Origin of the sequence: Membranihabitans maritimus (genome assembly GCF_021729145.1) — a bacterium.
In the GTDB taxonomy this organism is placed as follows: Bacteria; Bacteroidota; Bacteroidia; order Chitinophagales; family Saprospiraceae; genus Membranihabitans; species Membranihabitans maritimus.
This window is the reverse complement of sequence record NZ_JAJSLW010000009.1, coordinates 109,293-132,842: the sequence shown is the minus strand read 5'-3', so window position 1 is coordinate 132,842 and position 23,550 is coordinate 109,293. Positions and strand designations below refer to the sequence as shown.

Genomic DNA, 23,550 nt, shown 5'->3' with positions numbered 1-23,550 from the left:
GTATATGAAGATTATTTTTACTTGTATATTCCTGTCAATATTTGTGTTGACCATTTCGTGTAGTGATTCGGAAATGGGTGAAGAATTATCGGGACAATGGAAGGCCAATACAATTTCTGTTTCGGGGGATTCGGTCCAACACCAACTAAGTAATAAAATTGAATTGGATCTTAATTATCCCGAATACAAGTTTTCGAATGGACAGGTATCTGAAGAAGGATCATATTATATTAAGGATCAATTTTTAAATCTCGAGAAAGGAACGGATACAGTAAAAAATGTCCGTAAAATTGAGATATTAAAATTTTCCAACGATAGTCTGGAATTATTACTTATAGATCCAGCATCCCAACGGAAAGTACTCTTTATTCGCTAAATGCCCATTGAAAAACTAGTATAATCGGGAGATATTGAAAAAAACAAGAATTTCCAGCTTGTTAATGAAGGCAAGGTCATAAAGGAATACTTAGCTTCAATATTCCTTCTTTGTATATCTACTAATGATAGTATATCTACTTCTTTTTCTTCAATTTTAGAAGTAATAATGCCTTTGAATAAAGAGAAAATAGCCTTTTGAAAAAACCCAATACCTTCAATTGTTAGATTCGCCACTTTTATCTTTATGATTCCTTTATCTGAGATAACTATGTGACCAATAACGCTTACTTTCTTTTTACCATTCACCTGATCAAGAATTATCTTACTTAGATTGGTATCCAGTATTTCTATAGTTGACAAAGTAAACTGTTGATTTTGTACCTCTATAACCCCGGGACCATTTTCCAAGGCAATATTGATCATGTATTGTGTAGGAACATTTATTTTCATCCCAGCCATATATGCCGGTACCGGTAATATGGGTAACGGCTCTTTTAACCTTGTAAAATCAGCAGATAATACCATAAAATCTCTAGTATTCTCCACTAAAATCAGGGAAATATCATAGGTATCATATCCCCAAAAGCTTTTATCGACAGCCAAATACAGTTCCTTTAGAAAATGACTAATCATTCGTTTAATTCCATTTTCCGCATTTTTCAGTAATTGATCCTTATACTTTGCAGCTAGAATATTTAATGTATTTGAACATTTTATGCTGGTATCGTTTACAATAACAATAAGATCATCCCCCAGCACAAGATCTCGGAGTTCAAAGGGTATTATTTTTCTGGTTTTTTCCCATTTTATAACTACTCCGATGCTACCCTCCACGGCCACCGCCAATTCAGTGTTTACAAATGTAAAAGTTCCCGAAATTTGAAAGTCATCGATTACATTACGATCATTCTCTCCAGAAGGCCACCGCACTTCCTTTACAGAAAAACCCATTTCTCCATTTACATCAGCTACCATCCAATTGGTTTTGTCCGCGAATGTATCTGTTATCCATTTGGAAAACTTGCTTTTATCAATTCTAATTTCGAACTCGGTTATATCAATCATATGAAACGAATTAACGATTTTTTTTTGTAACAAACTATCCTCTCAATTAAATAATCCACTGGATAACAATTTCAAAGGTGGGATGTTAACAATTTTAAGGACTTTAATAAAGGGGAACAGGTTGTGCAGCATCAGCGCAATTTGATTCGAGGTTATTGATTGCATGAGGATCTCATTTTTAAGACCAAATTAACGATTAACGAATGCTTTTTATAAGATAGTTCTTCCTGTAATTAACTAATTCATTGTACCTTTGCGGGAAGGAAATGATAAAATATCATGAGAAAAATTCATATAGCAGGAATAGGAGTTTTAGTGGTTGCTTTGACGTTAATTTTTACAGCATCAAAGGATTTTGCATCTTATGCATCTTTTGAGGATGCAACTAATTCCACTTCTGAGGTAAAAATTGTTGGTCAACTGGCAAAAGACAAAGAGATCTATTACAATCCTGAAGAAGACCCTAATTATTTTTCTTTTTATGCGACTGACGAAGACGGGATCACGCGTAAAGTCGTATTGAATATGGCAAAACCGCAGGATTTTGAAATGTCGGAACAGATTGTAGTTACGGGCAAAATGGAAGGTGAAAACTTTTTGGCCAGTGATATTTTATTAAAATGCCCATCCAAGTATAAGGAAGAAGAAGTGTATTTAAGAGCTGAAAATCAATCCTGATTAATCTATGACAGAAAATGTGGAGTATATAGGTGAACTTCTCTGGCCGGGGGAGTTGGGTCATTACCTGCTTATAACTGCCTTTGTAGCAGCGATCGTGAGTGCTATTTCCTACTTTGCAGCTACCCGAAACGAAGAAGATTCGGAAAGCTGGAAAAAACTGGGGAGGTATTCATTTTATATTCACGGTATAAGCATCATTGGGGCAATAGTTATCCTGTTTGGTCTTATGCTCGGTAGACATTACGAATATAATTATGTCTATGACCACGTATCGGACAGCCTCCCATTCAAGTATATGTTTTCCGCTTTTTGGGAAGACCAGGAAGGGAGTTTTCTCCTTTGGGCTTTTTGGCAAATTATAGTAAGCATTGTATTTATAAAAGTTTCCTCCAAATGGGAATCGAGTACGATGTGGATCATGGCACTAATACAGGTTTTTTTAAGTAGTATGGTATTGGGGTTTGTCGTAGGTGACGGGAAGATCGGTAGTTCGCCTTTTAATTTGTTACGGGAAGAAAATGTAGCTCCAATATTTTCAGACCCGAATTATTTATCGCAAATTAATGGACGCGGATTAAACCCTTTACTCCAAAACTATTGGATGGTCATCCACCCTCCTACCCTGTTTCTGGGATTTGCCCTCTGCAGTGTACCTTTTGCCATAAGCACCGGATCCATACTGATGAATAAATTTACAGAATGGGTATCGGTTGGATTAAAATGGGCCTTGTGGGCAGGTGGTATCCTGGGTATAGGAATTTTGATGGGTGGTGCATGGGCCTATGAAGCACTATCATTTGGTGGATATTGGGCATGGGATCCGGTGGAAAATACTTCATTGGTGCCGTGGTTATTAATTGTAGCGGGAATTCATGCAAATGTAGTGTCTAAAAGCGTAAACCGGTCATACAAGTTGGGCTTTTTGATGTATGCCCTTACTTTTCTAATGGTCCTGTATTCTACTTTCCTGACAAGAAGCGGTCTCACAAGTGAAAGTTCTGCCCATGCATTTACTTCACTGGGTATGGAGACCCAACTTATTTCTTTTATCTTATTTTTCCTGGGATTAACGGTCTTTACGTACTTTAGAAAGCGAAAACTAATTCCTACCCAAAAAGACGAAGAACCATTTTGGTCCAGGGAATTCTGGATGTACCTGGGATCATTTGTGCTTATATTGTCTACTATCCTGATAACATTTACTACCAGTATCCCGGTATTTAATAAAATAATAGATTTTGTCGGCAACCTATTGAATCAAGACCTTAGTCAATATCACAGGACTACCCCACTGGATCCAATAGCCCATTATAACAAATATCAAATGTGGATCGCCGTACTAATCGGATTAATGTCTGGGACCTCACAATTCCTCCGGTATAAAGAGAAAAATTTCAAGAATAGACTTAAAAAAATAGGTAAAACACTGGGAATAAGCTTACTTATTTCTATTCCTATTGCATACTTCGGACTGAAATGGGTCGGGGGACAGGGAATAGGTTATGCCCTTCTTATTTATGCAGCTACATACGGTCTTCTCTCGAATGCAGCATTTTTATTTGTAGGGTTTAAACCCAATGCTAAAAAATTGTCTTCCGTTCTTTCTCATATAGGCTTTGCCATAATGATATGGGGTGTAATGGCTTCCGGTCTCAAAAAACACTACATTTCTACCAATCCCTTTATTATGCGGGAATTAGTAGCAGACCAGGAGATGGCCGAAAAGAATATCATGCTTTTTGACGATGTACCAATGGCAATGAGTAACTATGATGCCATTTTTTATCAGGATACACTGATGAGAAATGAAAGGTTTTATCAAATTAAATTTGTTGAAAAAGATCAGAAAGGCAACCCGGTAGATTCATTTGAGTTATCTCCGTCAGCCGTTTATAATCAGGATTTTACAGAAGTCGTTTCCTTTAATCCTTCTACAGACCGAAGGTTGGGTAAAGATATATTTACGGCTATAAAAGCGCTGCCAAGGGATGTCATGAATGCGAATGAGGCACGAAAACTGGAAGATAGTCTTTACTATGAGGAATACAATATTAATATTGGTGACACGGTATTCCTAAGAAGACACACAGCTGTTTTAAAGGATATTTCTTTTAATCGGCTTCACGAAGACTACACCAGGGATTCATCAGACATTGCTATAGGCGCAACCTTACTTTTTGAAGATCCCGAAAACAACATTTCCCACCTGGCAATTCCGACCCTGGCTATTAAAGAACATAAATTTGTAGCCCACTACCCGGCCCGATTTAATGAATTTAAAGTCAAAGCAAGGCTGGGGGATGCATTTGTAAATATTTTATATCCCAAGGACGAGGATCTTGAATATCACAAAGTGGTTCTTACAAAAGGAGAAACCATTCCTTTTAGTCCTTATACAATAACACTCAACGGTTTGAATAAGGAAATTAGTCATCCGGAATATCAGTCAGAGGAAGGGGATATAGCTGTTCAGGCGGAATTAATTATTCGAGACAGAAATGAAAACATCACTGACATTCTGGAACCAGTATTTATTATTCGTGGAAATAGTCCTCACTATATAAGAGATTATAAACCAAGAAGTGGATTAGCCGCCAATTTTGTACATATAGATCCGGCGACAGGCAAAATGGAATTCGCTATAGGCGAAAACCATTGGCGCGATAAGCCGGTATCAATCCGAATCGCTGAAGATGTTCCCAGAAATGATTTTCTGGTTCTTGAGGCGATCGTATTTCCAGGGATTAATTTATTTTGGCTCGGTAGTATTCTGATGTTAAGTGGATTTTTCGTATCCTTATATGTACGAAGATCAAATGCAAAATGACTGAGAATAATACAATAGGGATTATAGGACATGGAAATGTAGGAAAACATTTGACGATAGCTTTACATTCATCGAAAGCAAAAGACATCGTTAAAGTTTATAATAGAAGTATAGTTCCCGGTCCGCTTCAGGTAAAAGGGGTTCCCTACTCACAGGATTTAAAATCTGTTGCGAATGTAAGGATTTTAATCGTCTGTGTGAAAGATGAAGCAATCATAGAGATGTTGGAACGGATAGAAGATATTGTTTCACCGGAAACTATTGTTTGCCACTGCTCGGGAAGTATTCCCTCTACCGTCATAAAACCTTACTTCGAAAACTACGGCGTATTTTACCCACTTCAGACATTTTCAAGTAATAAAGATGTAGACTATAGTGAAATCCCCTTTTTTATCACAGGAGGCAATTCCTATAGTGAAGAAGCACTCAGGTATTTGGCTTCTAAAATATCACGAAGGGTAGATATTATTTCCGACGATCAACGGGTATCAATGCATATTGCCGCTATTTTTGCGTGCAATTATGTTAATGCAATGTATAGTATCAGCCACAAATTGTGTAAAGATTTTAATATCTCGTTTGATAATTTAAAACCATTAATCTATGAAACAGCTGATAAAATAAAAACATTGAACCCAGCTGAAGCTCAAACAGGTCCTGCTATACGAAGAGATTGGGACATTATTTACAAGCACGAAGATTTTCTGGAAAACTATGATAGCAACATTCGCGCAATTTATAGAGAAATGGCTGATTATATTACCAAATTTATTTGAGAATGCGAATTATTGGACAAATAGACCATCCACGAATTAAAATTACCTTATTCAATCAAAACGATAAACTATCTGTAAAATTTGAAAAAAGCCAGGCAGAAATCATCCTCAAGTTCCGGGAAGAGCAGTCAACCGTTCTCAATAATCTAAAAGCTGATTCCCCAGAGAAAACCTTTCAATTTATAGAAGGAAAACTGGATGAAATACTGAACTTCAAAAATCGCTTTGAACCTCCAATCACGGAAGATGAAGATATCCTGGAAATAATTTAATTCCAGTGTATCAAATTTCACATCTATACTTTCAGCTTGTAATTAGGATTCATCCAAACACTACTATTAGACCCTTTCCAATTTTACGGGATACGTTTTCTCCGAAGCCCACTGGGGGACATAAATACTTTCATCATCGTCTACACAAACATCGTGGGGATGCATAAAACCCAAAAATGAACGATCTTTTCTTTGCTCCTGTAATTCCCCATTTTTATAAATTGGTTCTGTACCGCCCGGGGAAGACACCACTTTATCATTTTTATCGAGTACTGTGATATATCCGGAATTAGGATAAGATTGGGTAGTACTTCTATATACAGCTCCATAAATATGGTCACCTTTTAAAACCGGTCTGCAAATAAATGATCCGGGCAAAGGAATCGTAGACAGATATTTACCGTCAAGTGTAAACCGTTTTAATTGCATATGGGATCGATCTGTAATTAGCAACGTGGGGTCATTGGCATTTCTTGTATCCACCAGGATACCATGACAACAATTAAAGGTTTCCTCCGATTCACCCTTTCCACCAAAATGTCGTATATATTCCCCATCATGGTTGTATTGTATAATAAAATTGCTTCCGTATCCATCAGCTATATAAATATCTCCGTTTGCCGGATTAATAGCAGTTTCTGTAGGTACAAACTTACCGGGGTATTCGTATTCTCCGGTTACCCTCGGATAATCTATTACCATAATCTCATTCCCCTTAAGATCTGTTTTTATAACCTGGTTTCTTTTTGTATCTGTCAAAAATAAAAATTCTTCACCTCCTTCATTACTCAATGTCAATCCATGTCCTCCGGGATAACTATGCCCCCAGGTCTCCAGAAGTTTTCCAGATTTATCATATATTATAATGTTATTTTTTGTTTCATTAGTGAGTAATATCAGTCTTCCCTTACTGTCCTGCACCATTTCATGGCAATCGTTTACTGGATTCTTCCCTGCGTCGAGTATCCCCCAACCTTTAATCACTTTATAGGTGTGATCACCATGGCCTAATTTTATATCCATTACTATATTAAATTTATTTATGATGTTAAAAGGTGAAATAAATGCACTGGCAGCCGTTAAACCAGCTGAAGTCTTAATAAATTTTCGTCTAGAATTTATATTTCCATTCATATAAGAAAATTGCTATTTTATTGAAATACAATATAAAAAATAATACCATTTTTAAAAAGGGAAAGTAATTATACTGACAATTTTTCAACTATTAAAATTAATCAGAGATAAGATTTGCGAAGCAGAATGGCATTAAAAAGAATGTATATAAATTCAGCCTATTTCTTGCAATGTGTGCTTGGCCTAAAATTAGCTTTGAATACACTTTTATTAATAAATTGTATTGGATGAATTTTTTGAAATACCCCTGGCTTCATACAACACCTATTTACTCCCTGAAGAATCCTTTATTTTTTGTTTAATATAAAGTTTTACAACATCCAAACCGGAATCATATCTGGTGGTGTTATTAATTACCATATCAACTTTATCATAATAAGGTTCTATGTAAGCTTTATAGGCAGGGAATACATGGTGTTCGTATCGATAAAGAACATCTTTAAGTGGATAGTTTCTTTCCATTTGGTCCCTGATAATTCTTCTGGATAGTCTCTGGCTATCCGTAGCATTAATAAAGATTGACAAATCCAGGATATCCCATACTGGTGCATGTGAAAATAAAAATAATCCCTCAGCAACAATAACAGGAGCGGGTACAAACTTTAGTTCTCGACTTTTTGCTTTTGGGTTATTGAAGGTATATTCATTCCTGGATACCGTTTCACCCCTTTGCAATTTACGAAGATCATCCGTAAACTCATCTAATTGGATACTGAACGGAAGGTCAAAATTTTTAATCCCATTACGGTCTTCCTTTTGGACTTCCCTTCTTTTATAGTAATTGTCCTGAGAAACAAAACATACTTCCTCCTCTGCAAATGAATTTTTCAGATCCTCGAGAAATACGCTTTTTCCAGAACCACTTCCACCAGATATTCCTATAATCCATGATTTCATATAACTTCAAAATTTGATTGAAGAAACAAAAATTTATTAATATTTTTTTCAATTTGCCGGGCGAACGAAAAAAGGAATTTGATTTTCCAAATATATTCACTAAACTGCAAAATATTATTGTGTCAAATTCAAATCTTTACAGACTGATTGTATTGACAATGTATTAAAATTATTAACTATCATTGAAATGGTGGCGACCCTGCGCACTTAAATTGTAATATGGATCTAGAAAATACTCTAAGAGGACTCCTTGGAATGGCATTTTTGTTAATCGTTTGTTTTTTATTGAGTAACAATAGAAAAGAGATAAATTGGAGGTTAGTCATCACGGGATTGGCTTTACAATTCATTTTGGCAATATTATTAATTCATGTTCCATTTATTCGCAACATATTTCAAATTATCGTCGACTTTTTTGTGCTTATGATCGATGCTATAACTGAATCCTCTATATTCTTATTTGGGGATTTGGCAGAACCGGGAGGAAAGTTTGGTTTTGCATTTACTATTTTACCTACCATTGTATTTTTCTCTGCATTATCCTCACTTTTGTATTATCTGGGGATACTACAAAAAGTGGTTTATGGATTTGCATGGGTAATGAATCGCACGATGCAAATGTCAGGTCGTGAAAGCCTTGCTGCTGCTGCGAATGTATTTATCGGTCAGACGGAAGCTCCATTGGTCATCAAGCCCTATTTGGAGAAAATGTCTAAATCGGAAATAATGTGCCTGATGACGGGTGGGATGGCTACCATTGCAGGTGGTGTATTTGGAGCATACATGAGTATGTTGGGTGGTGATAATATGGAAGAAAAAGCTACCTTTGGAATGCATTTACTCACCGCTTCCATTATTTCTGCACCAGCGGCTATCATTGCCGCTAAAATGTTGTTCCCAGAGCCCAAAATTAATGCCGTGGATAAAGAACTTTCAGTTCCTAAAACGGAGGCTGGGAGTAATGTATTGGATGCTCTCACAAACGGCACCACGGACGGGTTGAAATTGGCCGTTAACGTAGGGGCAATGCTTCTGGCATTTATGGGCTTTGTTTTTCTGGCCAATAAAATATTTTATGCGTTCGGTGATTGGACTACCCTCAATGAATGGGTCTTTCGTTCGACAAAAGGAAAATTTGAAAGTTTTTCCCTGGAATATGTATTCGGTCTTATTTTTTCACCTGTTTCCTGGCTTATAGGAGTGCCCTACAGTGATATAATGGAAGTAGGTCAGATGTTGGGTGAAAAAACGATATTAAACGAATTTTTTGGTTATTTCACCCTTACAGAAATGAAAGCTGCAGGGGTGCTTCAGGAAAAAAGTATTATAATCGCTACTTATGCGTTATGTGGATTTGCGAACTTTGCATCAATAGGGATCCAAATTGGTGGAATCGGTGCAATTGCACCCGGTCAGCGAAAAACATTAACAGAATTGGGAATAAAATCACTCATCGGAGGTACTATTGCTTGCCTTATGACGGCTACTCTTGCCGGAATGCTGGGAGTCGTATAAACTTCACTCTTCTTCATCCGGGATTATCCCTTCGGGCAGATCCATTACTATCTGCTGTTCGTCTTCACATATATCTATAATAAATTGTTCAACAAGTGGAACCAAAAAATTTTGTCCACTGTGGTCTATCACATTTGCCATAAATCCGGAGGGGTATTCTTCCATAGACAAAACTTTTCCTATCACTTTTTCCCCTTTTTGTTCAACAATGAAAAACCCATTAATATCCCATCTCTCGGGATTGGTTATTAATGTCGTCAATAGATCTTGAGGAATAAAATTTCTCCGATAATACATTTCACGATCTGTCAATACAACTGCTTCTTCTTTTGAAGAAAATGCCTCCACCTTAATTAATACAGGATCGTTTTTCATTTGACGTTCCTCTATAAAATATGGAACAAACATGCCATCGACCTTTATATAAAAAAAACGAAGATTCTTGTGAAAGTAGTCTTCGAAATCAGCGTCCAACACCACCTTGAAAAACCCATTCACCCCTGATAAACCAGCGATAAAACCAATTTTAATAAAATCCTTTTCCAGTAACAATTTATTCAATGGATATCAGTTTTTGCCGGTAAATATATCCGCGCTCAGCATTTTGGAATATCGTTGTAGTATCACAAAACATCTGAAATTCATTTACACTGGAGGAAGCACATATAGATGTCAAATTATATTCTTCCTTCATTACCAACCCCTTGTCCGGAGCATACCACTCATTCGCCAATTCGTAGAAAAGTTGTTTTTCTGGCGGGAATAACAACGGATTCCCATTCATATCCATACTTTCAAGGGTAGAAGTATCATGTTGATTTATTTGTATCACCTCATTATAGACTGTTCCCTCCACTTCCAAAGTACCATTATCTTCCACCAGAATATAATTCCAGTTTTCATATGGCTTAATAATCTCCCCTTCCACAAATATCTCCACAGCACTCTTATCAAATAAAGCGGTTCCCTGCCATTCGTCGTATAATTCAAGGGAAGAACTCAACGGGATAAAAGTAAGGTTCCCTTCCTTTTTTTGTAGTCTCCCCTCATTCTTTCTTTCCAAAACCAATCGCTTGAATTCATATTCACTTTCCTCGGAATCAGCAGTCAGTTCCTCAATAACATACCAATCAATTCCATTAATAGAAGATTCCTCTTTTATGATTTGTTTCAAAAATAACTGAGTCGTATCAATAACAATCTCTCCAACTTCACCATTAAAATCATACGTTATTGAATCGACTTTAAATAACCTTTCCATTCCGGATTCGATAGGGTAATAGCGATCAACCAATAGTTGACGCGGCTCTATATTGCGATCTTCCGTACAGCTAACAAAGACCACCACACACAAGAGAACGTAAATAATTATCGCTATTTTTTTCATAAAAAACTAAACTCCTTTGTATATAACTCCGCCTCCGATCACATCATCACCTTCATAAAAGACCGCTGATTGTCCCGGGGCAATGCCTCGAACATTTGACAAAAATTCAACATCGAGGGAATCATCCTGACATTCATTAATAACAGCTAAAGATCCTTTATCATTGTATCGAATCATAGTAAATAGTTCTGAATTAACAGGAAATTTTTTGTACTTCATGGAATTTATCCTGTGAACTTTCATTCCATTTTTGATTAAATCATCCTGATCTCCCAACACTACCGTATTGCTTTCGGGCAATATATCCGTCACATATTTAGGTTCACCAAAGGCCATTCCCAATCCCCTTCTTTGGCCAATAGTAAAAAAGGGATATCCTTTATGAGAGCCAATTACTTCACCTTTTACATCCACAAATTGACCACCAGCTACCTTTTCTTCCAGTCCGTCCACCCTATTTTTTAGAAAGTTATGATAATTATTATCAGGCACAAAGCATATTTCGTAGGATTCAGCCTTTTTGGAAAGATCAGTATATCCCATATCTTCCGCTACCTGTCGTACCTCCGGCTTCGTTAGATCCGCTAATGGAAAAAGTGTACGCGACATACATTCCTGGCTCAATCCCCAAAGGACATAAGATTGATCTTTATTTAAATCTTCGGCACGTGAAACATAATAACGCCCATTATCTTCATTTATCCTGGCATAATGTCCTGTAGCTATATACTCGCAATCCATAGCATCAGCTCTTTTAAGTAAAGCCTCCCACTTAATATGTGTATTGCAAAGTATGCAAGGATTCGGAGTTCTTCCATTCATGTATTCATTGACAAAGTCATCAATTACATAATCACCAAATTCATTTCTTATATCGATAATAAAATGATGAAAATCTCTATCCACTGCTACCTGTCGTGCGTCATTGATACTATCCAGGCTACAACAACCAGTCTCCTTTTTATGGCCTCCAGAATTTGCATAATCCCATGTTTTCATAGTGATTCCCACTATCTCATACCCCTGGTCCTGTAACAACATAGCGGTTACGGTAGAATCGATTCCCCCGCTCATAGCTACTAAAACTTTTCCATGTTTACTCATAATCCCAATTTAAATGCAAAATTATTTAAATTTTATCAACTTTTTGTGCTACATTTTAAGAGTTCAAACGTTTTTCTACAAACACAATGGGATGAAAAGGGTTTTACTATTACAGTTTTTTTTACTATTCGCCATTTTTTCATACGGCCAATCATTATTAAAGGACTGGTCTGTGATTGGTAAAGTAGGTTTCAATGCCCTTGACCAGAGTTCCAGGACTGAGGCTGTTATCCCGAAAAGTGCCTTGGGTTATCAAGTAGGAATAGATGCAATTAAACAAGGAAACATAATAAATTACAAATTTGGCTTTCTGTACCAGTCTCATGAAATTATTGATATTAAAAACAGGCAATCGGCTATCATTTCCTCCATTGAAACTACCGGGCGAAAATTTCGGAGAATTAAATTAACAGGTGGAGCCACTTATAACATACTCAATTATGATTTTTTAAATATTGGTGTTGGTACAGACCTGGGATACAATATCGGTATAAATCAACCCAAACAAACATACCTGGAATATCTAAATTCAGTGGAACTGGATTACCTGTCCAGTATTTTTCACTTATTCTTTGATATAAAGAAGATCCATATAGGAGCAGCCCTTGAAGGTAATCTTATAAGTTTTGGTCAGGATCTTTCACCTTTCCAAAGCAAAACTTATTCTTTGAGCCTCGGATATATTTTTTGATAGAGGAAATAGGTTCCCATCGCCACGGCTGTCCCTAATAAAAATCCCGTCAATACATCAAAGGGATAATGTACCCCCACAAAAATCTGGCAAAATCCGATCATAAATGCCCAGAATATCAACCACCATCTTTTGTTCCCCCAAACGCCCAATAACTGAAACCAAAACACTGCCAACCCCATATGATTGGTAGCATGGGAACTGGTAAAGCTATATCCACTGCCACAATGAACCCGCTCTTGCACCTGCATAGTTCGGCAAGGTCTTACACGCTCGACATTTTTTTTAATCAATTGAGAACTGACGGTATCACAAATACCAACTGTCAACAAAGTGAATAAAATAGGAAGCCAGGAACGCCTTCCCCATCGATATATAAAAAATGAAATCATAAAAATATACAAGGGAATCCAGGTAAACTTATTACGGACCAAAACCAAAATCTGATCAACAAATCCAAGTTCCAGACCATTAATTAATTTAAACAATTGTGTATCGAGATAAAGTAAAGAATCCATTACATTTGCAATATTTGAAACAAAAATAGGTAAACAAAGTGACTTTAATTAAATCAATATCTGGATTTAGAGGGACAATTGGCGGAAGTGTAGGAGACAACCTTACTCCTATTGATATCGTGGAAAATACAGCAGCTTTCGGGCAATGGGTTCTCAATAAAGCAACGGGAAAAGCATCAATTGTAATCGGCAGAGATGGAAGGAATACTGGCAAAATCGTCAGTGATTTGGTAACCGGAACACTACTTTCCATGGGTATCGATGTCATTGATACAGGGCTAACGACTACGCCTACTCTCGAAATGTATGTAAGAAAAGTAAATGCAGATGGTGGCATTATTTTTTCTGCATCTCACAACCCTATGAACTGGAATGCACTAAAATTACTGAATTCGGAAGGCGAATTTATTTCCAAGTCTGACGGAGAGGAATTGCTGCAATTAATTGTTGACCGTAAAATAGATTTTGTCGATTACGCATCAATTGGGAAACTAACAAATTCAACAGATTCTATTGATTACCATATATCAAGAGTTTTGGAACACCCCTGGGTTCTAAAAGATGAGATACGTAAGAAAAAATTTACCATAGTAGTCGATTGTATTAACAGCACAGGTTCTATTTCCCTTATCCCTCTCTTAGAAAAGTTACATTGCCATGTTATAGCAATAAATGATGATATAAGCGGGAAATTCTCTCACGATCCTGAACCTCTGGAAAAGAATTTATCGGAATTAATACAAACGGTTGTGCGTGAAAATGCAGATCTGGGAATTTCCGTCGATCCGGATGTGGACCGTGTAGCTTTCATTCGCGAAGATGGTAAAATGTTTGGCGAAGAATATACTATTGTAGCTATTGCTCAATACTTATTACATAAAAATCTAATAACCAATACAGTATCTAACCTATCATCTACCAGGGCTTTAAGTGATATTACTAATAAATTTAATCAAAAATATCACGCAAGCGCTGTCGGTGAAGTGAATGTAGTAGAAATGATGAAAAAACAAAAGTCCCTATTCGGAGGGGAAGGCAATGGCGGTGTAATTGTTCCCGAATTACATTATGGGAGAGATGCACTTATTGGAACAGCCTTATTTTTGAGTGGAATGGTTCATTTTGATATCACACCATCCGACTGGAAACAAAAACTTCCTCAATATGAAATGGCCAAAGAAAAAGTAAAACTTGTAAAAGGTATTAATCCGGACGATATCCTTAAAAAGTTAGAAAGGGAATACCAATCTGAAAGACTCAATACCATTGATGGTCTGAAAATAGAATTTGAGGATCATTGGGTTCACATGAGAAAATCAAATACAGAACCTATAATACGGATCTATACTGAAGGCAAATCCAAAGATAAAGCACAAGCTGTAGCAGATAAATTTAAACAAAAAATAATGTCATTTGTAAAGTAAAAAATGATTAAAAATGAAGTCAATATATTTCGATAATGCGGCATCTGCACCCATGCTTGAAAGTGTGGTTCAATCCATGTCGCAAGTCTTAATGGAAATGACTGGTAATCCTTCCGGCACTCATAAGCACGGTAGAAAATGTAGGGCGGCTATAGAAAAATCGCGAAAATCGATTGCCGAGAATTTCAATGCATCAATTGGTGAAATTTTCTTTACTTCAGGAGGAACCGAGTCCAACAATACAGCACTTAATTGTTCTGTCGATCAATACGGGGTCCAAAGGATTATTACTACCCCTATTGAACATCCCAGTGTCCTTAACACCCTTTCCTTTCTTAAGACAAAAAGAGGAATTCAAGTAGAATTTTTGGCTGTAGATAATATGGGTAGAATCGATCTTGCAGAACTTGAAAATAAAATAAATGCTCAAAATGACCGTACGTTAGTATCGATTATGCATGCTAACAATGAAATTGGAGTTATTAATCCAATTGCAGAAATAGGTGAAATATGCAAAAGCAACAATATTTTATTTCATACTGATGCCGTACAGACCGTGGGACACTTACCCATTGATTTGAATTCAATGTATATTTCATTTCTTTCGGCCTCGGGTCATAAATTTCATGGTCCTAAAGGTATTGGATTTTTATATGTCAACAGTAATAATATAATTCAACCTTTTATTAATGGCGGAAGTCAGGAAAGAAATGTCAGAGGCGGTACAGAAAACCTTGCAGGGATTGTCGGAATGGCAGAAGCACTTGAATATTGCAAAAATAATCTTGATAAAAAAAGGCAACATGTCGTTGCTCTCAGGCAATATTTTATTGAAAAAATAAAAACAGCATTACCTCCGACGGTCAAAATAATGTCAATGGAAGATCCTGAAGATTGCCTGTACACCATCCTGAATATTATGGTACCGCAAACTGCAAAAAGTGACCTCTTACTAATGAATCTGGATATTGCTGGCATATCAGCATCCGGAGGAAGTGCCTGCAGTTCGGGAGCCGAAAAAGGATCGCACGTAATTGGTGCTATAACCAACAATAAACAGGCTGGAAAATCAGTACGATTTTCATTTTCATTTCTAAATACTACAGAGGAAGTAAGTCAAACAATTGAGGTACTCAAGAAAAGCCTGTAAAATCAAGACTATTTTTTCCTGATTTTGTTGAGTTTTGCATTATCTCCAAAGTTAGCATATGATTTTTCATTATATGCTTTTGCGGCTTCTTCGGCAGTCTTAAACATCCCTATATGTACAGCTTTACCATTCAGGTAAATGATAGCTCGATACTTATCTTTTTCTTTATACACTCCTTTGTATCCGCTCTCATTGGTTATTTTCCTGAACCTACTGGCCTTGGAACGATTTCTCCATTCCAAATTCTCAAGCCTACAATCTAATTTATTGCCATTGACAGCACCTACCAGATTGTTTTTGGGATTATCATTTTGGATAAACCTTTCAGCGATTAATCTGTGAGGATAAATAGTTTCGACTTTGTAGGTTCCATCTGCTGTACGCCAGGATTTTTGAAATACTGCGCAACCTGATGAATGCATTCTCAAGTTATCGAGAAATTTGATTTTAGTCAAATACTCGTCTTGTAATAGTTTTTCGTAAACTTCTCCGTCCAACAAAACGAATTTGTCGGCATTACTTAATTTAATCTTATAAAGCACTTTTCAAATTTTATGATTGGGGTTTATTACCTTATGATTTTTTTGTGAAAAGTTTCCAATTAAGTTATTTTTGGTCAATCTCAGTGGTTAAAGATACAAAATATTTACATAATATGCAAATAGATACCGAAATGCTCCTTTTTCGAAGGGCATCAGAATTATCCTGGCGTGCCACAGGCCGTACATTAACGAACCCTCGTGTAGGTGCCATTATTTTCGATGAATCTACAGGATCCATTACCAGCGAGGGTTATCATGAAGATTATGGACATAATCACGCAGAAATCAATGCCCTGCAAAATTGCACCAAACCGGCTAATAAATCTATTATTGTAAGTTTAGAACCATGCAATCATTTTGGGAAAACGCCCCCTTGTACCGAAGCAATTGCCAATTCAGGAATAAAAAAAGTATATATTGACTTGTTAGACCCCAACCCAAGTATGAAAGGTCAATCCATCCCCATTTTAAAAGACAGGGGCATCAAAGTGGAAAAACCTTTTAAAAGTAATTTGGGTACTAAAACCCTCACTCCTTTCTTCATCCAGCAAAAAAACAAGCGCCCCTATATAATAATTAAGATGGCTATTTCCTCAGATGGTTTCATTGCCAGACAGAATAAAGCTTGTAAGATCACCAATTCCATCACCGACCGTTGGGTGCACCGCTGGAGAAACGAGACCGACGCCATATTAGTAGGTACAAATACACTAAATATCGACAATCCTCAATTAACAAGTCGGTTCAATAATCAGAAAAACCCTGTCCGTATACTAATAGATGAAAAGGATACCATCTCCCCTGAATTAAAGGTATTTCAAATAGAAGGTCGAAATATATTATTTACAAAGTCAAGTAAAAAGGATTTTCCAAATACAAAAATTATCCCTACTTTGGACTTTAGTTTTAAACATATACTAAAAGAGTTATTTCAAAATAACATCGGGACGATTCTAGTGGAAGGCGGAAGAAAATTAGTAAACAACTTATTAAATCAGAATTATTGGGATGAGATAAGAATCATCCAAAATGGAAATTTAGAAATCAATGATGGAGTCAAGGCTCCCGTGTTCCAGGGTCTCGGAAAGATCGTTGGTCAGAAAAAATTAAGTGATGATGTAATAACGTTTATAGAAAGGTGAATTTCCGTTAAATTTAATTTAAAGTGAACGACCAGATTGTAGAACTATCAACTGATTTGTGTATTTTTGAATTAACCAAAATGATTAGAGGGAGTTTATGATATCAAAAATTATAAACATTAGTTTAGTTTTTAGCGTATTTATTTCGCCCATTTGGAGTCAAAATCAAAGTGATATTCATTGGATGGATATCGAAGATGCATTGCGACTTCAAAAAGTTGAGCAAAAGAAGATATTAGTAGAAGTCTATACTGATTGGTGTAAAGTTTGCCATAAACTAGATCAAATTTCGTTGAGCCAACCACAAATAGCCAATTATATAAACGAATTCTACTATCCCGTTAAATTTAACGCTGAGTGTGAAAAAACCGTATATTTTAGAGGCAAAAAGTATGGTTTCGTCGAGACCGCCAACAGTGGTTACCATGAATTTGCTTATAAAATCACTCACGGTAAGTTAAATTACCCATCTCTGGTGTTTTTGGATAAAGATTTGAGCGTCATTCAACCCATAAGTGGTTTTCAAGGTCCCGATAAATTGATGAAAGTATTGATTTATTTTGCAGAGAATTATAATAAGACTACTCCTTGGAATGATTTCAATGCCAAATATAATTCAATGATATACAATTCTTCAGTAGGAAGTAATAACTAAAAGAACCATCCCTTACTTTTAGAAGACCTCTTATTCCCCAATCCCAATACACCTAATATTCCGCGAACAATTCCTCTAGAAACTTCTCTCGTAATTTGTTTGCCGGCATCTTCCAGTGTTTTTTCAAAATAGGTTTGCGTAGGTTTTTTGTATCTTTTTGATGTCTTGCGCGGAACTTGTTCCAAACGCTCCTCCTTCGCTTCAGCCATCTTTTCAGAAAGTATTTCATATGCACTTTCTCTATCAATGATCTGGTCGTATTTAGCAAATAAATCAGAACTTCTTTCTACATCCATAAGTTCATCATTGCTCAAAATATCCATTCTACTTTCAGGTGCCCTCATCATTGTTCTCACAAGTGGCGTAGGCCTACCATCTTCATTTAATACCGTCACCAGCGCTTCACCTATTCCCAGACGGGTCAAAACCTCTGAAATATCATAATATGCTGAAATGGGGAAGTTTTTAGACGCTTTTTGAATATCTTCCCTATCACTGGCTGTAAATGCCCGCAAAGCATGTTGGACTTTCATTCCCAGTTGACTCAATACACTTTCTGGAATATCGTTGGGATTTTGGGTCACAAAAAATACCCCAATACCTTTGGACCGGATCAACTTAACTGTCGTTTCAATTTGGCGCAATAATTCTTTGGAAGCGTCTTGAAAAATCAAATGGGCCTCGTCAATAAAAAGGACTAATTTAGGTTTGTCAAGATCACCTTCCTCCGGAAATGAGGAATATATTTCAGCCAACATCTGCAACATAAATGTCGAAAACAACTGGGGACGGTCCATTAAATCCATTAACCGCAAAATAGAAATATAGCCATTTCCATTGCTGTCCAACCTACATAAGTCATCTACTTCAAAAGACGGTTCTCCAAAAAAAATATTAGCCCCTTGTTGTTCCAATGTAATTAACTTTCGAATAATAGCTCCCACTGAAGCTCCGTGGATTCTACCGTATTGAATTTGCAACTCATGCTTTCCTTCTCCTGACATCCAAAGTAAAGTCTTCCGAAAATCTTCCAGGTCAATAAGTGGTAGATTATTATCATCACAAAATTTAAAAACAACCGTAACTATACTGGATTGTGTATCATTTAATTCCAAAATCCTTGAAAATAAGATTGGCCCAAACTCAGATAGTGTAGCCCTCAATTTAATTCCTGTTGTTCCTGATAAAGTCAATAATTCAACTGGAAATCCATGAGGATCATACGACAATCCTATCGCATTCTGACGTTCATCTATTTTTTTATGTCCAGCATTGGCCTTAGCCAAACCACTCAAGTCTCCTTTAATATCCATCACAAGGGAGGGGACCCCATTGTTGGACAAATGCTCGGATAGCACCTGAAGAGACTTCGTTTTACCGGTACCAGTAGCACCAGAAATCATTCCGTGCCTGTTGAATGTGCTCAAAGGAGCCTTAACTAACAGATTTGTGATACATTCATCCCGTAACATAGCACCACCCAATATTAGTGAAGATCCTTCAAAGGTATATCCATTTCCAATCTCTTCCGCAAATTTGTTATTTATTGCCATTCCGTATTATCTTTTATTCCAAATATTAATCCGTTCTCTATATCTATCCTGGTCAAAATTCCAATTACTAATCTTTATACCACTTTCAATTTTAATCTCCAGATCAGCATCAAATAAATTGGAATAAAAATTATAACCCAATTCATCCTCCACCTCGTCAATGGTCAAAGCATATTCTTCCAACTTTCGATCCGATTTCTCATTGGGTATTATAAATCCAATTGCATTAATCCCTGGATTACCCATCTCTAATATTACTTTAAAAAATGCATTGGGAACTTCCACACCATTTTCACCAATCGTTTCTCTCTCTCCCCCCTTTGACAACATGGGACCCGTTACTATATACAACCGATGATGGATACGGGCCCAATCCCTGACATTTTCTTCCAATTCTCTCCAAATCCCTCCATTAAAATAATATTTTTGGGGACTTATATTACTCATTAGAAACGTTTCTTCATTTACTTTACGATTCCAAACTCTGTCCGCCGAAGGCACCAGGTGTCCTTTTGTATAGCCTGAATTTTTGTAATCATAAAACTCTGCACTACCGGTAGAAACAGTGGTATCTTTTTCAAACCAATCGGTTCTGCCCACAGAAGGGCGATCAAGCTCATCTTTAGTTAGTATATAAGCCACCCAGTTGGGTTGTTCGGATCCTTCGTTATAATCTAACATAAAGGTGCTGTGATGTACTTCTTCACCTCTTATTTTAGGCCAAAATCCCTGTTCATTACCTTCAGATTTTAACATACTCTTTTCACTGGGAGATTCTACAGAAACAAATTTCCTTATTACTAAAACAATTGCAAATAAAATAGCAATCATCAAAATCATCCGCAACATATTTCCTCCCCCGGATTTTCGATTCCCAATATGTCTGCTTTCAAAAGTCATTTACCATATATATTACAAGTACGATTGCAAAAGTAAAATAATTATTCAGTCAATTGAAAAGGTTAAAAACAATAAAGCAAATAAATGTAAGATTTTTACTATATTATATAGATGACCAACATATTAAATATTTTCATTATACTTTTATCACTTTCGGGATTAAACGGTCAAAATAATATTACGAAATTTCGATCCGCTTACCAACACGGTTTAAATAACACTGATCTTTTATCTAATTCAAACGATGTATCCGCTATAAATCCTAGTATTATTCCCTTCCAAAACAAAAAGTTGATCGCTATTAATTCATCGATGATATATTCAGATTTTGGAATTGCCAGTTATTCAATAGGTGCAAGCATCCCATTTTCAAAAGTATATGGATCCTCCCTGCTCATCTTTGGATATGGGAACAATACGTTCAAGCAAAACTCAATAGCTGCCTCCTTTTCAAGGATACTCAGTAGACATCTGTCGATTGGAATACAACAAATACTCCAAAACAGAAAAATTAAAGGAAATTCTTCCAGTTATTCTGCTACTACTTCCATCGCTATCACTACTCGTTGGCATAACTGGGGCCTGGCATTAGTTACCAGTGGCTTGCTTCCGATAAATGTAAACGAAAATCAAATACCAACTTTGAAACTTGGAGTATTCTTATCAATAGTAGATAAAACAAAAATACTTGCGAGGGTAAAATATTACTCAAATAGTCCCATCTCACCTTCACTCGGATTAACTTTCCCATTGCTCGTACAAAAGCTATTTTCTACAATCGCGGTTCAACTAAATCCAACCCTCTATTCATTTGGAATAAACTTCAAAATTAGAGACCGTCTCAAAATATGTATTAGTGATCAATACCATTTTCAATTAGGTCATTGGCCGGCGGCAGGTATTGAGTATGATTGGTAGGTGTTATTCCAGTACTTTAAACGCCGTCCGCCTGTTTGCCTGATGTTCGTCTTCTGTACAATCCTCACAAATACAATTGACTACCGGATTTGTTTCACCATACCCCTTAGGTTGAAGTCTCTCCGCCGAAACCCCTTTATCTATTAGGAAACGAACCGCCGATTCTGCTCTTTTCTGAGATAAATCAATATTATAATCGTCTTCACCCCTACAATCTGTATGAGATGTTAATTCAATTTTGATATCCGGATTATTCTGAAGAAGAGTCGCTAAACTGTCCAGGACCGGCCTTGCATCCGGTCGAATATTCCAACGATCATAATCATAATAAATATTTTCTAGAATAATTTCTTTATTTTTCACTATTGGATCCATTACCTTTCTATAATGGTATGTTATTACATTTCCGGATGTGTCGGGTTTCTTTAATTGTTCGAAACTTACCATATCTCTATATCTGAAATACCCATCCTTAATAAATTGTGCCGGAATAGAATTCAATTGGTAATCCATTACCACCTCTCCATTTAGATTAGTCTGCATAATTGTGTCACTACCATCAAATAAACGGGAGGTTACTTCAACATCTTCAATTGGGAATAGCAATTCCTTACCTAAATTATCATCTTGCTTAGGGGAAACTACTCGAATCTTCAGCTTGCTGATATACTCAGTTTCTTCCTCTTCCACAGGAATAATTTCTTCTTCCAATATATGCCTGAAAATATAAATATCATCACTGCCATTTCCTTCCTTTCTATTACTATTAAAATATGCAGAAACTAAAACATCATTCCGGGGAGAATCAAACGGTAGATATTTAAAATCATCATAGGCCGAATTAAGCGGCGGGAGCATATTCTGCGGAATTATATATTCTCCGTTGACAACATACGTCTTGTACAAGTCCAGTCCACCCATACCAGGCCTATCAGAGCTAAAATACAATGTGTCTTTGTACAGAGTAGGATAAAGCTCATTTGACTCGCTATTAATCCTTCCATTATTCAAAGGAACCGGCTCCGTCCATTCCTCATTTACATAGGTTGTAGTAAACAAATCATACCCTCTGGCATCTTTATCAATATCTGAAGCAAAATATAATGTATTCGAATTGGGGGCCAAATAAGGATGAAGGAAATTTACATTTGGTTTTGTAAAAGGCAATGCAACCGGATCCGTCCAAAGTCCCTCTTCATCCTTCACAATATAATAAATCTTGCAATAGACATCGTACTCTTCATTTTCAGATTTACATCTCGTGAATACCATTAAGTCATTATTGACACCTATGGTCAAATCAGATTCGTGCTGGTCAGAATTAATATTCCCTTCATTAAAAGGGTCAATGGTATTGTTCAATGATTCGTAAAGATCGTAAAATTTCCTACCCGTCCATGCATAATAATTACGTCCTTCGCTTTCATCTCTATCTGATGAAAAAATAATATGATTAGAATTTAAAATTGAATTTATAACATCAGACTTAGGTGTATTCAGTGCGCTGTAGTTTTCGACCTCCAGGAAATCCTTGCTTTTCGCATCAGTTAACCATTCCTGGGCTACCCTACAAGAAGCAATTTCTTTCTGAAACCTGTTGTAATCCTGAGTTTCATCAGCCAGTATTTGATAAGCAGCTAATGCTTCACTATAATTTCCAATTTTCTTTATGCTTTCTGCATATTTTAGCAAAGCCTGTAAACCGTATTCATCTTCATAGGCTTTAAAGAACCATTTACTGGCGTCAGAAAAATACCCAATGTGATCATAGGAATCTCCCAGATAAAAAGCTATTTCACTTTTAACTTCCTGCGGTCTTGCATTTTCATATTCTACCAGAAAAAATTGAATCGCCTGGGCGTAGCGTTTCCGTTCATAGGCAGTTTTCCCATCTGCGATCTTTTCAGTTGTGACACAACTAAAAACCATTGACAGCAAAAACAAGGTTAATATACCGATATATTTGCTTACATACATCTACTAAAAATAATAAAAAAAGGGTAAAGCATCTATGCTTTACC

The 23,550-nt window shown here is 36.4% G+C and carries 23 protein-coding genes; 12 read left to right on the top strand and 11 right to left on the bottom strand.

What is annotated here, in order from left to right; all coding sequences use genetic code 11:
• Positions 1-4: 4 nt before the first annotated feature.
• The gene (locus LVD47_RS12470) at positions 5-376 is read left to right on the top strand and encodes a hypothetical protein (RefSeq protein ID WP_236976527.1); all 372 of its coding nucleotides are present in this window, start codon (positions 5-7) and stop codon (positions 374-376) included.
• On the opposite strand, the gene LVD47_RS12465 is transcribed toward LVD47_RS12470, so the two are convergent.
• On the bottom strand, positions 373-1,443 hold the full coding sequence (locus LVD47_RS12465; protein WP_236976525.1) for a hypothetical protein: 1,071 nt from the start codon (positions 1,441-1,443) through the stop codon (positions 373-375). The genes LVD47_RS12470 and LVD47_RS12465 overlap by 4 nt on opposite strands.
• 279 nt (positions 1,444-1,722) lie before the next feature.
• Here LVD47_RS12465 and LVD47_RS12460 point away from each other — a divergent pair, with 279 nt between their 5' ends.
• From LVD47_RS12460 to LVD47_RS12445, 4 genes are read left to right on the top strand one after another with little or no spacing between them, the layout of a single operon-like run.
• Positions 1,723-2,121, top strand: coding sequence for a cytochrome c maturation protein CcmE domain-containing protein (locus LVD47_RS12460; protein ID WP_236976522.1), 399 nt, complete (start codon positions 1,723-1,725; stop codon positions 2,119-2,121).
• A 7-nt stretch (positions 2,122-2,128) separates the two neighbouring features.
• The gene (ccsA, locus tag LVD47_RS12455; protein WP_236976520.1) at positions 2,129-4,951 is read left to right on the top strand and encodes a cytochrome c biogenesis protein CcsA; all 2,823 of its coding nucleotides are present in this window, start codon (positions 2,129-2,131) and stop codon (positions 4,949-4,951) included.
• Positions 4,948-5,727, top strand: coding sequence for a Rossmann-like and DUF2520 domain-containing protein (locus LVD47_RS12450; protein WP_236976518.1), 780 nt, complete (start codon positions 4,948-4,950; stop codon positions 5,725-5,727). The genes ccsA and LVD47_RS12450 overlap by 4 nt, the downstream gene beginning before the upstream one ends.
• Positions 5,728-5,729: 2 nt before the next feature.
• On the top strand, positions 5,730-5,999 hold the full coding sequence (locus LVD47_RS12445) for a hypothetical protein (protein WP_236976516.1): 270 nt from the start codon (positions 5,730-5,732) through the stop codon (positions 5,997-5,999).
• Between the two features lie 66 nt (positions 6,000-6,065).
• Here the strand turns inward: LVD47_RS12445 and LVD47_RS12440 are convergent, their stop codons facing one another.
• Together LVD47_RS12440 and LVD47_RS12435 are read right to left on the bottom strand one after the other, a co-directional pair.
• Positions 6,066-7,133, bottom strand: a complete 1,068-nt coding sequence (locus LVD47_RS12440; RefSeq protein ID WP_236976514.1) for a 6-bladed beta-propeller — start codon at positions 7,131-7,133, stop codon at positions 6,066-6,068.
• A 264-nt stretch (positions 7,134-7,397) separates the two neighbouring features.
• Entirely contained in the window at positions 7,398-8,030 is a 633-nt protein-coding gene (locus LVD47_RS12435; protein ID WP_236976512.1) for a uridine kinase family protein, read from the bottom strand.
• A gap of 219 nt (positions 8,031-8,249) precedes the next feature.
• Between LVD47_RS12435 and LVD47_RS12430 the strand changes: the two genes are divergently transcribed.
• The gene (locus LVD47_RS12430) at positions 8,250-9,545 is read left to right on the top strand and encodes a NupC/NupG family nucleoside CNT transporter (RefSeq protein WP_236976510.1); all 1,296 of its coding nucleotides are present in this window, start codon (positions 8,250-8,252) and stop codon (positions 9,543-9,545) included.
• 3 nt (positions 9,546-9,548) lie between these two features.
• On the opposite strand, the gene LVD47_RS12425 is transcribed toward LVD47_RS12430, so the two are convergent.
• From LVD47_RS12425 to mnmA, 3 genes are read right to left on the bottom strand one after another with little or no spacing between them, the layout of a single operon-like run.
• Positions 9,549-10,106: a ribosome maturation factor RimM gene (locus tag LVD47_RS12425; protein WP_236976508.1), complete on the bottom strand. Its 558-nt coding sequence runs from the start codon at positions 10,104-10,106 to the stop codon at positions 9,549-9,551.
• Complete coding sequence (locus tag LVD47_RS12420) at positions 10,099-10,932, bottom strand: hypothetical protein (RefSeq protein WP_236976506.1); 834 nt, start codon at positions 10,930-10,932, stop codon at positions 10,099-10,101. The genes LVD47_RS12425 and LVD47_RS12420 overlap by 8 nt, the downstream gene beginning before the upstream one ends.
• 6 nt (positions 10,933-10,938) lie before the next feature.
• Positions 10,939-12,036: a tRNA 2-thiouridine(34) synthase MnmA gene (gene mnmA / locus LVD47_RS12415; protein ID WP_236976504.1), complete on the bottom strand. Its 1,098-nt coding sequence runs from the start codon at positions 12,034-12,036 to the stop codon at positions 10,939-10,941.
• 91 nt (positions 12,037-12,127) lie between these two features.
• Here mnmA and LVD47_RS12410 point away from each other — a divergent pair, with 91 nt between their 5' ends.
• A complete protein-coding gene (locus tag LVD47_RS12410) occupies positions 12,128-12,727 on the top strand; it encodes a hypothetical protein (RefSeq protein WP_236976502.1) in 600 nt (199 codons plus the stop codon).
• Here LVD47_RS12410 and LVD47_RS12405 read toward each other — a convergent pair.
• The gene (locus LVD47_RS12405) at positions 12,697-13,245 is read right to left on the bottom strand and encodes a phosphatase PAP2 family protein (protein ID WP_236976500.1); all 549 of its coding nucleotides are present in this window, start codon (positions 13,243-13,245) and stop codon (positions 12,697-12,699) included. The two genes, LVD47_RS12410 and LVD47_RS12405, sit on opposite strands and share 31 nt — an antisense overlap.
• 38 nt (positions 13,246-13,283) lie before the next feature.
• Between LVD47_RS12405 and glmM the strand changes: the two genes are divergently transcribed.
• Both glmM and LVD47_RS12395 read left to right on the top strand, forming a co-directional pair.
• On the top strand, positions 13,284-14,669 hold the full coding sequence (gene glmM, locus LVD47_RS12400) for a phosphoglucosamine mutase (protein WP_236976491.1): 1,386 nt from the start codon (positions 13,284-13,286) through the stop codon (positions 14,667-14,669).
• Positions 14,670-14,682: 13 nt separating this feature from the next.
• Positions 14,683-15,819: a cysteine desulfurase family protein gene (locus LVD47_RS12395; RefSeq protein WP_236976451.1), complete on the top strand. Its 1,137-nt coding sequence runs from the start codon at positions 14,683-14,685 to the stop codon at positions 15,817-15,819.
• A gap of 8 nt (positions 15,820-15,827) precedes the next feature.
• Here LVD47_RS12395 and LVD47_RS12390 read toward each other — a convergent pair whose 3' ends face one another.
• On the bottom strand, positions 15,828-16,361 hold the full coding sequence (locus tag LVD47_RS12390; protein ID WP_236976449.1) for an HNH endonuclease: 534 nt from the start codon (positions 16,359-16,361) through the stop codon (positions 15,828-15,830).
• A 113-nt stretch (positions 16,362-16,474) separates the two neighbouring features.
• Here LVD47_RS12390 and ribD point away from each other — a divergent pair, with 113 nt between their 5' ends.
• Both ribD and LVD47_RS12380 read left to right on the top strand, forming a co-directional pair.
• On the top strand, positions 16,475-17,503 hold the full coding sequence (gene ribD, locus LVD47_RS12385) for a bifunctional diaminohydroxyphosphoribosylaminopyrimidine deaminase/5-amino-6-(5-phosphoribosylamino)uracil reductase RibD (RefSeq protein WP_236976440.1): 1,029 nt from the start codon (positions 16,475-16,477) through the stop codon (positions 17,501-17,503).
• Positions 17,504-17,600: 97 nt separating this feature from the next.
• Positions 17,601-18,158 (top strand): thioredoxin family protein, encoded by a 558-nt coding sequence (locus tag LVD47_RS12380; RefSeq protein WP_236976438.1) that lies wholly within the window; start codon positions 17,601-17,603, stop codon positions 18,156-18,158.
• Here LVD47_RS12380 and LVD47_RS12375 read toward each other — a convergent pair.
• Positions 18,155-19,711 carry a helicase HerA-like domain-containing protein gene (locus LVD47_RS12375; protein ID WP_236976436.1) on the bottom strand — a complete coding sequence of 519 codons (1,557 nt, stop codon included), beginning with the start codon at positions 19,709-19,711 and terminating at the stop codon, positions 18,155-18,157. The genes LVD47_RS12380 and LVD47_RS12375 overlap by 4 nt on opposite strands.
• A gap of 6 nt (positions 19,712-19,717) precedes the next feature.
• Positions 19,718-20,611, bottom strand: coding sequence for a DNA/RNA non-specific endonuclease (locus tag LVD47_RS12370; protein WP_236976434.1), 894 nt, complete (start codon positions 20,609-20,611; stop codon positions 19,718-19,720).
• Positions 20,612-20,722: 111 nt separating this feature from the next.
• Here LVD47_RS12370 and LVD47_RS12365 point away from each other — a divergent pair, with 111 nt between their 5' ends.
• Positions 20,723-21,529, top strand: a complete 807-nt coding sequence (locus tag LVD47_RS12365; protein ID WP_236976432.1) for a hypothetical protein — start codon at positions 20,723-20,725, stop codon at positions 21,527-21,529.
• Between the two features lie 3 nt (positions 21,530-21,532).
• Here the strand turns inward: LVD47_RS12365 and LVD47_RS12360 are convergent, their stop codons facing one another.
• On the bottom strand, positions 21,533-23,506 hold the full coding sequence (locus tag LVD47_RS12360; RefSeq protein WP_236976430.1) for an OmpA family protein: 1,974 nt from the start codon (positions 23,504-23,506) through the stop codon (positions 21,533-21,535).
• Positions 23,507-23,550: the final 44 nt, after the last annotated feature.

Excerpts from the sequence above, each read along its gene's own strand:
- LVD47_RS12395 (WP_236976451.1), top strand. The coding sequence starts at position 14,683 with ATGAAGTCAATATATTTCGATAATGCGGCATCTGCACCCATGCTTGAA.
- LVD47_RS12405 (WP_236976500.1), bottom strand. The coding sequence starts at position 13,245 with ATGGATTCTTTACTTTATCTCGATACACAATTGTTTAAATTAATTAAT.
- LVD47_RS12445 (WP_236976516.1), top strand. The coding sequence starts at position 5,730 with ATGCGAATTATTGGACAAATAGACCATCCACGAATTAAAATTACCTTA.
- LVD47_RS12380 (WP_236976438.1), top strand. The coding sequence starts at position 17,601 with ATGATATCAAAAATTATAAACATTAGTTTAGTTTTTAGCGTATTTATT.
- LVD47_RS12420 (WP_236976506.1), bottom strand. The coding sequence starts at position 10,932 with ATGAAAAAAATAGCGATAATTATTTACGTTCTCTTGTGTGTGGTGGTC.
- LVD47_RS12450 (WP_236976518.1), top strand. The coding sequence starts at position 4,948 with ATGACTGAGAATAATACAATAGGGATTATAGGACATGGAAATGTAGGA.
- ccsA (WP_236976520.1), top strand. The coding sequence starts at position 2,129 with ATGACAGAAAATGTGGAGTATATAGGTGAACTTCTCTGGCCGGGGGAG.
- LVD47_RS12375 (WP_236976436.1), bottom strand. The coding sequence starts at position 19,711 with ATGGCAATAAATAACAAATTTGCGGAAGAGATTGGAAATGGATATACC.
- LVD47_RS12470 (WP_236976527.1), top strand. The coding sequence starts at position 5 with ATGAAGATTATTTTTACTTGTATATTCCTGTCAATATTTGTGTTGACC.
- LVD47_RS12465 (WP_236976525.1), bottom strand. The coding sequence starts at position 1,443 with ATGATTGATATAACCGAGTTCGAAATTAGAATTGATAAAAGCAAGTTT.
- LVD47_RS12410 (WP_236976502.1), top strand. The coding sequence starts at position 12,128 with ATGAAAAGGGTTTTACTATTACAGTTTTTTTTACTATTCGCCATTTTT.
- ribD (WP_236976440.1), top strand. The coding sequence starts at position 16,475 with ATGCAAATAGATACCGAAATGCTCCTTTTTCGAAGGGCATCAGAATTA.
- LVD47_RS12360 (WP_236976430.1), bottom strand. The coding sequence starts at position 23,506 with ATGTATGTAAGCAAATATATCGGTATATTAACCTTGTTTTTGCTGTCA.
- LVD47_RS12460 (WP_236976522.1), top strand. The coding sequence starts at position 1,723 with ATGAGAAAAATTCATATAGCAGGAATAGGAGTTTTAGTGGTTGCTTTG.
- LVD47_RS12440 (WP_236976514.1), bottom strand. The coding sequence starts at position 7,133 with ATGAATGGAAATATAAATTCTAGACGAAAATTTATTAAGACTTCAGCT.
- mnmA (WP_236976504.1), bottom strand. The coding sequence starts at position 12,036 with ATGAGTAAACATGGAAAAGTTTTAGTAGCTATGAGCGGGGGAATCGAT.
- LVD47_RS12365 (WP_236976432.1), top strand. The coding sequence starts at position 20,723 with ATGACCAACATATTAAATATTTTCATTATACTTTTATCACTTTCGGGA.
- LVD47_RS12435 (WP_236976512.1), bottom strand. The coding sequence starts at position 8,030 with ATGAAATCATGGATTATAGGAATATCTGGTGGAAGTGGTTCTGGAAAA.
- LVD47_RS12370 (WP_236976434.1), bottom strand. The coding sequence starts at position 20,611 with ATGACTTTTGAAAGCAGACATATTGGGAATCGAAAATCCGGGGGAGGA.
- LVD47_RS12430 (WP_236976510.1), top strand. The coding sequence starts at position 8,250 with ATGGATCTAGAAAATACTCTAAGAGGACTCCTTGGAATGGCATTTTTG.